The sequence below is a fragment of the Pseudactinotalea terrae genome, assembly GCF_009733845.1.
In the GTDB taxonomy this organism is placed as follows: domain Bacteria; phylum Actinomycetota; class Actinomycetes; order Actinomycetales; family Beutenbergiaceae; genus Pseudactinotalea; species Pseudactinotalea terrae.
The window spans coordinates 1,045,280-1,056,237 of record NZ_WNXZ01000001.1 but is presented as its reverse complement, the minus strand read 5'-3'; the positions used below and the strand labels follow the sequence as shown (position 1 = coordinate 1,056,237).

Sequence of the window (10,958 nt, the reverse complement as noted above, 5' to 3'; positions counted from 1 at the left end):
GGGTCGGGCCCGGTCAGGCGGCGGCGGCGAGCTGTGCCTGCTGCTGGCGCAGCCATGCGGTGGCCTCCTGCGGCCGGGTCATCAGCTGCCCGAACATGGCGACCGCCTCCTTGTAGACGGCGCGGGTGGCCTCGGGGTAGCCGAACGGCTTGAGCTTGAGCATGCGAGGGTCGAGCAGGGCGACCATGCCGCGGTCCCGCTCGGACCGGATCAGCCGACCCGACCCCTGCTCCAGCAGCAGGCTGGCACTGGCACTGTAGATCAACCTGGTGGCGGCCCAGCGGTCCATGTCCGCCCGCTCCATCAGGTCCTCCACCCGGGCGTCGTCCACCGGGTTGGCCGGCGAGCGGGGTACCCGATCGATGACCACCAGCGAGCACGTCGAGCCTGGGGCGTCCACCCCGGTCATCATGGAGCGGGTGCCGACCATCACCGAGGGGACGTCATCCTTCCAGCGGCCGGTCAGATGCCGTAGCGCCGGGCCGTCCCACTGGGAGTGGACCGCCCACCGGTTCGCCGCCGCGGTGCGCAACGCCTGCGCGTACTCCCGACCCGCCGCCGCGGTCGCCGACAGGATCAGGGCGTGCCCCTGGTTGGCCTCCACCAGGGCGACCATCAGCGCCTTGGCCCACTCGCGGTGCATCCCGACATCCAGGCGCGGGCGTCCCGGATCCCGCGACAGCGCCGCGATGGCGGCCGGGTCGTCGGCGCGCGGGATGAACAGCACCGACTCCCGGTAGGCGTCCCGGAACGGGGAGGCGTACTTGGTGGTCTGCGTCCGCAGCCCCACCTGGGCGGGGAACCCGCGCGGCAACGTCGCCGAGACCGTCACCACCGACAGCTTGTACCGCGGCTTGCCGTCGGCGCCGCGCAGCGGCGGGTCAGCGGACAGGTCCTGCGGCCCGTCCTGGTCCTCGGCGGCGGCGGCGGCCTCGATCGCGTCCGGGTCGTCCTCGGGTGCCGACCACAGGTTCGACTGTAGCATCGAGGACACGTCGACCGGGGTGGACCGAGCCGCGTGCGTGATGCGTTCGCCCCGGTCGTCGGCCTCCACCCAGCGGGCCACCCCGGTGCGGTGCTCGCAGACCGAGGACATGTCGGCCTTGAGGCTGTCCACCCGGGCCCGCACCCGCCGCACCCGCACCTCGGCGTCACCGGCGGCCTTCTTGGCGACCTTGGCCAGGACGGTCTGGGCGCGCGTGAGCCAGGCCTCGAGCATCACACCGGACCCCAGGATGGGGTCGTCCTCCTTGCCCAGGCGCACCACCCCGGAGGACTTGTCGGCCTTGCCCATCTGGGCGGCCAGCTCCGCCTCGACCGCCTCGGCGATCGACTGACCGTCGGACAGCAGCGTCTTGACCGTCGGGTCGGCCTCCTCCAGCACGGTGCGCAACGCCCGGGTGGTGGACAGGATGCGACGCGAGGCCACCTCGCTGGCTCCCTGGTTGCGGACCTGGTCGGGCAACGCGTGAGCCTCGTCGACGATGATGGCGTCGAAGCGGCCCAGCTTCTTGGATCCGATCACCGCCCCGATGGACTTGGCGGCCTGGGTGGCCAGCAGGGCGTGGTTGGTGACCACGACGTCGGCGTCGGCTGCGCGCTGCTTGGCCATGGCCGGCTTGCACACCGAGGCGAACGGGCACTGGTCCATGCCGACGCACTCGTTCGGGGTGACCGAGACCAGGTCCCAGGCGCCGTTGGCGGTGGACCCGGAGTAGGAGTGCTTGTCGCCGGTGCCGCCGGTCTCGGACAGGTGCTGCTGCAACGCCCACACGACGAGCTGGGCGGCCTCTCCGTGGGGGTAGCGTCCGCCGCCGAGCTCGACGGTGTCGGTGGCGGCCACCATGGGCAGCAGCTGGGAGGTCAACGCCCGCAGGTCATCGTCGGTGGGGACGTGCTCGCCGGGCTCGAAGGCCTGGCCGAGCAGCTCGTGCGCGCTGGACAAGGTGGTCCGCAGGCAGGTGTAGTTGGACCAGCCCTTGAGGACAGCGGTGCGTACCACGACGCCGGTGGCGTCCCGGACCGCGGCGGCGGCCACGGGGGCGTCCTTGTCGACGATCTGGGCCTGCAGCGCGAGGGACTCGGTGGAGATGACGACCCGCTTGCCGGTGGTGGCGTTGAGCAGCATCGCCGGCACGCCGTATGCCATGGACTTGCCTAACCCGGTCGGCGCGGTCGCGACCACCTCACCACCGGTGGCGGTCAGCGCCTCCCAGACCTGCTGCGTCAGCTCGTCCTGACCCGGGCGCGGCCGCGCGTGCGGCAGCCCGGTGGCCTTGCGGACGGCGTCGGTCAGGACCTTCTGGACGTCGGGCTCGCTCACGCCGCGACCTGGTCGGGCGGCTCGAGGTCGCCCGCCTCGTCACTGTCCTGGAGGCCGTCAAGGTCGTCGTAGTCCTCGAAGTCGCGGTCCGCGCTGGGCAGCCGACGCGACCCGAACGCCAGCCCGTGCTGCCTGGCGTAGGCGCGCCGTTCACGCTCGGTGAGTCCACCCCAGACACCGAACGTCTCACCGGTCTGGATCGCCCATTCCAGGCACTCCTGGAGCACCGGGCAGGTCGCGCACACCATCTTGGCCTCACGGGTGGAGCCGCCCTTGTCGGGGAAGAACGCCTCCGGGTCGGTCTGGGCGCACTGGGCCTCGTCACGCCAGTCGTAGGCGGCGCCGTCCGCGGGCACACCGGCCAGCAGCTGCAGCAGGTTCAGGTCAGCGGTCACGGGTGGGCTCCTTGGAGAATCGCAGCGGTGCACGGTCGGTGACCCAGGTGCGGTGCAGCGCCCAGGTCAACGCGACGAGCAGGTAGGCCGACAGCAGGCTCTGATCCACAACCAGCGCCAGGACGAGCACGACCAGCCACCGGCGCGTCAGCGGCCACCCACCACGCAGCGCCAGCATGCAGATCAGGGCGGGAACCGTCAGCAGCAGGTACACCACCCACAGCGGTGCACCCGCCAGCTGGGCGGTGGTCATCACCGACACCCACACCAGGGCGGCGCCCAGGGCACCGGCCCAGCGCAAGGTCCGCCGGGTACGGGTGGCCCTGGCGGGCTTGTCGGGGTCACGTCGGGCGGCGGTGGGGGAAGCGGTGGTGGTCACGTCCTGCCTATGTGCGGCACCCCGGTCCGGGTGTCGGGTCGCGGCGGCGGCGGGTGCCGCACATAAGGCAGCCATGGCAGCACCGTTCTACGTCGACCCCAAGGGCGGATTCACCCCCGAGGAGGTCGCCACCGACCCCACTGTCCGTCTGCTGACCGCGGCGAGCCTGGCCATGTACCTGATCAAGCGGGCCAAGCGTCACACCTGGGCCGAGCTCGGCCGCGACCTGTCCGGCCTGCCGGGCAACGTGCTTCTCGAGCCGTGGCAGGTCGAGCTGCTGGCCGAGCACGACGACGTGCTGCACGTGCTGCGGGTCAAGCTCACCGGAGAGGGCCCAGACGCGCAGGCCGTCGCGATCGCCGCCTGCCGGGGCTGCGGCTCCTGGATGGCGGCCGCCTCCGGCACCACGGTCCCGTCCAAGTGCCCGCTGACCCTGGGCTGCACCGGTGTCATGGTCAAGGCCCCGGCCGGGGGACCGCGCCCCGCGCCCAAACTGCTGCCCGACCCGAGGCCCGCCACTGTGCTGGACACCGACCCGGGGGAGCAGGGGTGACCCGGCGCCGGCTGCTGGCCGGGCTGGCGGTCGTGGTGCTCGCCGGGCTCGGCTACGTCCAGGGAAGCTCAGCGTTCACCGAGCCGGCTCCCGAGCTCACCCGCACGCAGGTACGCCCCGACGCGGTGCCCGACTACGTGCGGGAGGAGTTCGGCGACGGCTGGGCCAGCAGCAACGGCTGCGACACCCGCAACCGGGTGCTGGCCCGGGACCTGACCCAGGTGCAGCACGCGCCGGGCTCGGACTGCGTCGTGATCTCCGGGGTCCTGGTGGACCCCTACACCGGGCAGCGGGTGAGGTTCGAGCGCGGCACCACGACCAGCCAGCAGGTGCAGATCGACCATGTGCTGCCGTTGGCGCAGGCCTGGGACGCCGGCGCGTACGCCTGGACCTATGAGCAGCGGGTCGCCTTCGCCAACGACGAGGTGAACCTGCTGGCCGCGGCCGGGTCGGTGAACGCCTCCAAGTCCGACGCCACCCTGGCCGAGTACGCCCCGCAGCTGTCCGGGCTGGCGTTGTGCGAGTACGTGACCACCTACGTGCAGGTCGCGCAGACCTATGCGCTGACGCTGTCGCAGGCCGACCGGGAGGTCGCCGAGCAGGTCCAGCAGGGATGCGCATGAGTCGAGATCCCCGGGAGGAGGACAACGCCCGCTACGGGAGCGACCCTGCGGTGCGGCTGCTTGCCGTGGACGCCGCCGCCGGGTTGCCGGTCGACCTGACCGTTCAGCCTGCCGGTGTGGTGCGTCATGTCGCGCTGGCGTTGTCGGTGCTGACCGGGTTGCGGGCCGTCGCCGCCGCGCCGGTGCGTATCGACCGATGCCAGTGGAGCGTCGACCCGGGCACCGGGGTGTTGACGTTTCGCAGCGACCCGGAGGCCACCTGGTGCGAGCAGCACGGCGCGCGACTGGTCGCGGCCGCCGCCGCCGGCATGCAGGGGAACGCCCAGGCACGTTGGTTCGATCTGTGGGAGGTGGTGCCCGACCCGCTGCAGGTGCCGGTGGCCTACAGCCTCGCCGCTGCCGCGAACGCCCCACTGATCGAGGAGCGGACCACGGACTGAGGTGCCCGAGAGCGTCCCCGGCCGTGGGGCAGCGGTGCCGCTCAGGCGAACCCGAGCAGCTCGCTGAGGGCCTGATCGGCCGTCTTGGTCGGGGCGTCGACCAGCTCGAGGCCGGTTTCCAGGGCCCGCATGACCATGAAGACCCGCATCAGCTCTGCGCGGGGGCGGCGGCCCCGTTCGAGCTCGGTGACGAACGCGCGGGAGACCTCGGCCCGTTCGGCAACCTGGGCCTGGGTCAGGCCAGCCCGTAGGCGACGTTCTCGCAGCGCGGCGCCGAGCTCGCCGGCGTTCCGGATCGATCGCATGGTGTCATGATACCGTGACATCTTGGACTCTCATGGTGTCGTGACATCGCGGTTCGCGCGCACCGCCGCCAGAGCGCGGGCACCACGTGCGCCCGGTGGGCCGAGGTGACACCGCTGCGCCGTCATGCGAACATGTGTTCGGAGGTGTGGCGGGTGCGTGGGCCCGAGAACGACCCCGCGCCTCGAACCATCGACCCGACCCAGGAGCCTCTTTGACGGCTGTCCACCTCGAGCCTGCCGCCGTGACCCGGTTCGTCGCCGGCACCATGACCGATGACCACGAACGAGCCCGTCTGTCCGAAGCGGTGCTCCGCGCCCTTGTCGCCGGCCCCTACGCCCAGCACACCGACCAGGACACGCTGCGCCGACTGTTCGACGGTGCCAACCTCAACCTGCTGGCCCGGCTCCTGCAAGAGCGGCCACCCGGCGGCCCGCACACCCTTCTGTCCACCTTCCTGGCCCACGTGCTAAGCGTGGGTGCCGCCCTGCTGCGCCTGGCCGCCGACACCGACTCCCTGCAGCTGCTCACCCCGCAGCTGACCGGCACCGCCGGCGCCCTGCCCGAGCACGTCATCACCCGCCCGCAGAGCCTGCCCGCCCACCTCATCGACCTGGCCCGCTCCATGCAGGCGCACGCCCTCAGTGGCGAGATCGCCGCCGCCCACGGCCAGGCCAGCGCCGGTGCCCGGCTCGTGCGCATCTGCGCCGGCCAGCTGCCCGGCACCCTCGGCCCGTTGCGCGACCTGCTGGACACCGACCTCACCGAGGCCGACGTGCCCGCCATCCTGCGCGACTACTGCGACCTCGCCACCACCTTGCTGACGCCACGCTGAGGTGACCCGCCGGTAGGGCTGAAACAGCCCGCACATCTACCGGCTATGACGATCACCCCACGCAAGCGCGTCGCCCGAGGAGTTCGCGACGGCGGACAGTTCGCCGTCGAGCAGCGCACCGAGACCTCGGTCAGCCTCCTCGAGCGCCCCGAGGCCACCGCCAAGCCCCCCGTCGAGGAGCTCGACGCCGAGGGCCTGGTCAAGGTCGCCCTCATGTCGGCCCGTCACCACAGCCGGGTCCGCGGCCTGCGTTACGTCTCGCCCGAGGACATCGCCCAGGACACCATGGCCACCGTGCTGCAGGCACGCCAGCGCAACGCCAGCACCGTGGTCACCCGCGCCTACGTCGACCGGGTCACCAGCGGGCACGTCGCCATCGCGCTGCGCGGCACGCTGCGCCCCGAGGACCGCAAGGCCATGGGCATCTACAACCGTCGCGTCACCGAGCTGGAGGACGAGCTCGGCCGCAGGACCTCCAGCCAGGAGCGCAAGGCCCTGGCCACCGAGATCCGCGACACCTGGGAGGACCAGCGGCACAAGCCGTCGAAGGACTTCGTCGTGCTCGCCGAGATGCGGTTCGTCTCCCTGGACCGGCCCATCGGTGACGGTGAGCAGACCCTGGGCGACATCGTCGCCGAGCAGCAGGGCAGCAGCGACGACGACATCGCCGTGGACGCCGACTCCGCCCTCGGGCAGGCCCTGATCGCCGCCACCAACGGCCGCAAGGCCGAGGCGCGCCGCTCCGCATGGACCGCGATCGCCGAGAGCGCCGGCGTCGCCGACGTCGCAGCCGACAGCCTGTCCCGCCAGAGCGCCAAGACCCACAAGGACGCCCTGGCCTCGGCTGGCGGCGTGCGCGAGGCCGTGCGCGACTGGAACCGCAACGAGGACACCCCCGCCACCGCGGCGCTGTTCGCCCCGTTCGGGCCCGACCTGTCGCCCGACGACAAGGACGACATCGTCGCGGTCCTGGTCGCCCACTCCGCCTACGCCGAGGACCTCCACAAGGAGGCCATGCGGGCGGCCACCCGCTGAGCTGACCAGTCCGGCAGGGGCCCGGTCGAGGTGACCAACCACCACGGCCGGGCCCCCGTCGGTCAGGGCGAACGGCCCCGCACATGTACTAGCCGTACCGGAGCAGCTCCGGCGCATGTTGAACGTCAACCGGCGCTCAGCACCGGCTCATCACTCGACTGACTTCCCTGAGTGGGGGAGGAAGGGAACATCATGCAGACATCCAACCTCCTGGGCGCCTGGGAGCGGTTCTGGGGCGTGCTGTCCGGCGCGAACGGCGTGGGCACCCTCTTCACGATCCTGGCCGTCGTCGGTGTGCTCCTCATCGTCGGTTCCGGCATCAAGTTCCTCTGGGACAAGCGCCGCGGCGGCGGAGCCAACTCCAAGGCCCTCATCTGGACCATCATCGCCGGCGCCGTGCTCGCGGGGCCGAACCTGTTCATCCCGCTGATCCTGCGCCTGGTCGACATCGTCGTCAACGTCCTGGCCAACATCATCCGCGGCCTGTCCTGACCCCCGTCACGTGCCGGTCCGCCCTCGGGCGGCGCCTGCACGTGACGTGGTCCGGCGCACGTTGCACAGGTGAGGGGAGGTGAGGTCGTCATGATGAGCGTGTTCACGCTGACCGGTCTGACCGGCAAGCGCGTCCAGAACAACCGGGTCCAGGTCTTCGCAGGGTTCGAGGCCAAGGCCCGCACCTGGAAGGCCGTCATCGTCGCGGCCGGCGCCTTCCTCATCGGCAGCGCCCTCGGCTGGATCTTCCTGGACGCGGTCGGCATCCTGCTCGGCCTGGTGACCGGCGGCGCCGGTTACGCGGCCATGATGGTGCGCTCCACCCAGGACCCCGCCCGGCTGTGGGTGCAGGTCCGTCACGACCAGGTCCGTTCCGACGCCGGTCACTTCTTCGTCGCCGGTCAGCTCGTCGACCCGCTGCGGGTGCAGGCCTACGTCCTGGCCGCATCCACCGTTCCCGGCCCTCGCGCAGACGAGGACCCCACAGACTCTGCGGCGCGCGCGGCCTCCCCCCACGCCTCCCCGCGCGCGCCGCAGACCACCAACGACAGGACCCCATGGTGAAGCACGTCATCGGCAGGTTCCTCGCCGCGGCAGCGGTCGCGACCGCGCTGCTGGCCGGTCCGGCAGCCGTCGCCGCCACCGCCGCACCCGTCAGCACGCCCGTCAGCGCCGCCCCCATCAGCGCTGCACCCGTCATCGTCGCCAAGGCCCCGGCCGACATGTGCAGCAACCCGCAGCTGCCCGAAGCCGACAAGCGCGCCATGGGCTGCTACGACGACCGCATCAGCGCCAACAGCAACTACCTGCCCGCCCAGCGGTGGGCCCAGGCCGCCTCCGGGCTGCACCTGCGCACCGGCGACGGGTTCCTCGAGGACCTCTCCACCCGCCTGCAGCGCGAAGCCACCTTCCCCATGTGGATGTCCATGGGCAACTGGATGTGGAGCCTGTCCACCAACCTGACCTCCTGGGCTGTCAGCCTCGACCTCATGAAGTCCGTCGGCCTGCAGGTCGACCAGATCGCCGCCAAGCTCGGCACCGCCATCGCCGACTCCGCAATCCTGGGCGCCCTCATCGGCATCGGCATCATCGTGGTGCTCTGGCGCGCCGCCCGCGGCCGGACCAACCCGTGGCGCTACATCGCCCGCGCCAGCATCGTGCTCGCCCTGCTGACCGTCATGTTCGCCGGCGCCACCGCCTCCACCGTCTCCGGCGGCGAGTACCGCCCCGGCCTCATGTCGCCCGGCTGGCTCGCCACCAAGACCAACAGCATCGTCTCCTCGCTGGCCTCCGCACCCGCACTGGCCCTGAGCAACGAGATGACCACCTACACCCCCGACACCGACACCGGGCAGACCGGCATCCTGTCCTGCGACGCCTACACCGCCGAGCTCGCCGCCCAGTACGCCCAGTCCGCCGGCGGCACCAACGCCCTGGCGAACAAGCTCGAGGCCTCGGTCCCCATGCTGCTCTCCCGCATGTGGGAGCAGACCGGCCTGGAGGTCTGGAAGACCGCCCAGTTCGGGTCCAGCAACAGCTACGGCGACTACATGTACTGCCGCCTGCTCGAGGAACGCGCCGGCCAGGCCGAGGTCGTGCAGATGATGCTGACCAGCCAGGCCGCCACCCGCGCCGGCACCCCCATTTCCGGGGCCGCCAACCCCAACCTGAACGCCGCACCCTGGGGCACCGGCGGCGACGTCGAGTCCCGCGACCGTTCCCTCATCGCCTGGGGCGCCTGCCGCCTGGGCAGCAACGGGTCCTGGACGGTGGCCGGTGACTGGTCGGACATCACCCGCTCCGGCGGCCGTGGCGCCGTCAGCGCCGACGACTGCGCCAAGTGGTGGGCCGAGGACTACTACACCGACGCCGGACCCAACGGCTGGATCGCCGGCGACACCAACAACCTCGAGTTCTCCGGCAAGGCCTCCGACACCCGCAACGACACCCGCTCCGCACCCGAGGCGCGTGACTTCCTGCTCTCGCTGCACGGCGGCGGTTCCAACGCCGGCGGCAACACCGTCATGGTGATCGCCTACTTCGCCAGCTCGCTGGCGGTGCTGCTGGTCTTCCTCGTCCTGGCCGGTGCCGTCCTGATCGCCAAGGTCGCCGCCGTCGTGATGGCGCTGGCCATCTTCCTGCTGCTGCTCAAGGACCTGCTGCCCGGCCAGGAGGGCAACTCCTCGGCCGCCAAGGTCGCCAAGGCGTTCATCGGTATCGCCTTCGCCACGTTCGCCCTGTCGCTGCTGCTGGCCCTGGTCGCGGTCGTGACCGGGTTCCTGGTGCAGGCCGCCACCGACTGGTTCGGCGGGTCCTCCATCATGGCGATCGTGTGGACCGGGGCGGCACCGCTGGTGGCGCTGCTGTCCATCCACCTGCTGTTCACCAAGATCCTCAAGATGCCCTCGCCGCTGACGGTCCGTGGCGCGAAGGCCTGGGGTGACCGCATCAACTCCGGCGCCATCGGTGGGTCCTTCACCGATGCTGTCAGCTCCCGCGCCCAGGCCGCTGGTCGTGCCGCGACCGGGTTCGCCCGCCAGGGTGCGCGTGCCGCCGGTAGCGAGATGCTGCGCCGCACCACCGGTGGTCGTCTCGGCGGCGCCCCGGTCAAGCGGACCGGTTCCGGGGTCGGGTCGGCCGCAGCCGCCGGTGCCCTGGGCGTGGCCGGTGGCGCTGCTGCCGCGGGTGCTCTGGCTGCCCGTAGCGGACGACTGACGCCCGCCGAGGGTGGCCGCTCCGGTCGCGCGACCGGCTCGGCTGCCGCTGCCTCCGCTGAGGGCGGCGCCCCGCGTGGTCGTGCGCGGGCGGGGGAGCCCACCCGCGTCGAGGGTGCCAAGACGTCCGGCGAGGGCCCCACGCCCGAGGAGCTGCAGGCCCCCGCCGACGCCCAGCCCGCCACCCGGGCGCAGCGACGCGCGCAGGCCGCCACCGACCGTGAGCAGCAGCTCGCGGACAACGCGACGCGCCGCGGCTACGGTGACAAGCCCCACACCCGTGCGATCGGTGATGCCCGGGAGGCGTTCTCGGCCCGGCTGCAGAGCGTGCGCGAGCAGTTCGCCGAGAAGCCAGTCGTGAGCTCGCTGCGCACGGCGGGCGCGGTCGGTGGCCTGGCCCTGGTCACGGTCGCCACCGGCGGTGCCGGGCTGGCCGCGGTCGCGGGTGTCACCGGGCTCAGCCAGGCGCACAAGGCTCGCGCCGACCGCCGCCGCCTCATCGAGAACCACCAGGAGCGCCGCCAGGTCGAGGTGGCCGCCAAGGAGGCCGCCGAGCGCAAGGCCACCGAGCGCAAGGCGGCCGAGCGCGGCGCCCCTGCGGAGGCTGCCAAGGCCGCACCGGGCGGCGTCCAGCGTGCCGGCGTCCTGCGCTCCGGCACCCGGACCGCCGTCGAGCGGCGCACCGCCCCGACCCGCCGGGCCCCCTCCCGTGCCCCTGGCGTAGCATCGCCGGGTGCCAAGAACAGCGTCCGCGCCACCCCGAAGGTCGCCGGTGCCCGCACCGCGACTCCGCGTCCCGCAGCACCCGCTGCGAACCGTCGACCGGCCCTGCCGACCGGAGGTCAGTGATGTACGAGCCGCCGCGC

The 10,958-nt window shown here is 72.3% G+C and carries 12 protein-coding genes; 8 read left to right on the top strand and 4 right to left on the bottom strand.

The window, feature by feature from the left end:
• Positions 1–13: 13 nt before the first annotated feature.
• Genes GPA03_RS22995 through GPA03_RS05025 form a run of 3 tightly spaced genes read right to left on the bottom strand, consistent with a single transcriptional unit; the run spans position 14 to position 3,097 of the window.
• Positions 14–2,323: an ATP-dependent DNA helicase gene (locus GPA03_RS22995; protein ID WP_156250817.1), complete on the bottom strand. Its 2,310-nt coding sequence runs from the start codon at positions 2,321–2,323 to the stop codon at positions 14–16.
• Entirely contained in the window at positions 2,320–2,718 is a 399-nt protein-coding gene (locus GPA03_RS22990; protein ID WP_277754896.1) for a WhiB family transcriptional regulator, read from the bottom strand. The genes GPA03_RS22995 and GPA03_RS22990 overlap by 4 nt, the downstream gene beginning before the upstream one ends.
• Positions 2,708–3,097, bottom strand: a complete 390-nt coding sequence (locus tag GPA03_RS05025) for a hypothetical protein (RefSeq protein ID WP_156250815.1) — start codon at positions 3,095–3,097, stop codon at positions 2,708–2,710. Before GPA03_RS05025 ends, GPA03_RS22990 begins: the two co-directional genes overlap by 11 nt.
• A 73-nt stretch (positions 3,098–3,170) precedes the next feature.
• On the opposite strand from GPA03_RS05025, the gene GPA03_RS05020 reads away from it, so the two are divergent.
• From GPA03_RS05020 to GPA03_RS05010, 3 genes are read left to right on the top strand one after another with little or no spacing between them, the layout of a single operon-like run.
• On the top strand, positions 3,171–3,650 hold the full coding sequence (locus tag GPA03_RS05020; RefSeq protein WP_156250814.1) for a hypothetical protein: 480 nt from the start codon (positions 3,171–3,173) through the stop codon (positions 3,648–3,650).
• Positions 3,647–4,273, top strand: coding sequence for an HNH endonuclease family protein (locus GPA03_RS05015; RefSeq protein ID WP_156250813.1), 627 nt, complete (start codon positions 3,647–3,649; stop codon positions 4,271–4,273). Before GPA03_RS05020 ends, GPA03_RS05015 begins: the two co-directional genes overlap by 4 nt.
• On the top strand, positions 4,270–4,713 hold the full coding sequence (locus tag GPA03_RS05010; RefSeq protein WP_156250812.1) for a hypothetical protein: 444 nt from the start codon (positions 4,270–4,272) through the stop codon (positions 4,711–4,713). Before GPA03_RS05015 ends, GPA03_RS05010 begins: the two co-directional genes overlap by 4 nt.
• A gap of 41 nt (positions 4,714–4,754) precedes the next feature.
• Here GPA03_RS05010 and GPA03_RS05005 read toward each other — a convergent pair whose 3' ends face one another.
• Positions 4,755–5,018 carry a helix-turn-helix transcriptional regulator gene (locus GPA03_RS05005; RefSeq protein WP_162458259.1) on the bottom strand — a complete coding sequence of 88 codons (264 nt, stop codon included), beginning with the start codon at positions 5,016–5,018 and terminating at the stop codon, positions 4,755–4,757.
• A gap of 212 nt (positions 5,019–5,230) precedes the next feature.
• Here GPA03_RS05005 and GPA03_RS05000 point away from each other — a divergent pair, with 212 nt between their 5' ends.
• From GPA03_RS05000 to GPA03_RS04980, 5 genes are all read left to right on the top strand, one after another.
• Positions 5,231–5,851, top strand: coding sequence for a hypothetical protein (locus GPA03_RS05000; protein ID WP_156250810.1), 621 nt, complete (start codon positions 5,231–5,233; stop codon positions 5,849–5,851).
• A gap of 45 nt (positions 5,852–5,896) precedes the next feature.
• Positions 5,897–6,886 (top strand): hypothetical protein, encoded by a 990-nt coding sequence (locus tag GPA03_RS04995; RefSeq protein ID WP_156250809.1) that lies wholly within the window; start codon positions 5,897–5,899, stop codon positions 6,884–6,886.
• Positions 6,887–7,078: 192 nt separating this feature from the next.
• Positions 7,079–7,378 carry a hypothetical protein gene (locus GPA03_RS04990; RefSeq protein WP_156250808.1) on the top strand — a complete coding sequence of 100 codons (300 nt, stop codon included), beginning with the start codon at positions 7,079–7,081 and terminating at the stop codon, positions 7,376–7,378.
• Positions 7,379–7,447: 69 nt separating this feature from the next.
• Positions 7,448–7,942 carry a hypothetical protein gene (locus tag GPA03_RS04985; RefSeq protein ID WP_156250807.1) on the top strand — a complete coding sequence of 165 codons (495 nt, stop codon included), beginning with the start codon at positions 7,448–7,450 and terminating at the stop codon, positions 7,940–7,942.
• Positions 7,936–10,941 carry a hypothetical protein gene (locus tag GPA03_RS04980; protein ID WP_156250806.1) on the top strand — a complete coding sequence of 1,002 codons (3,006 nt, stop codon included), beginning with the start codon at positions 7,936–7,938 and terminating at the stop codon, positions 10,939–10,941. The genes GPA03_RS04985 and GPA03_RS04980 overlap by 7 nt, the downstream gene beginning before the upstream one ends.
• Positions 10,942–10,958: the final 17 nt, after the last annotated feature.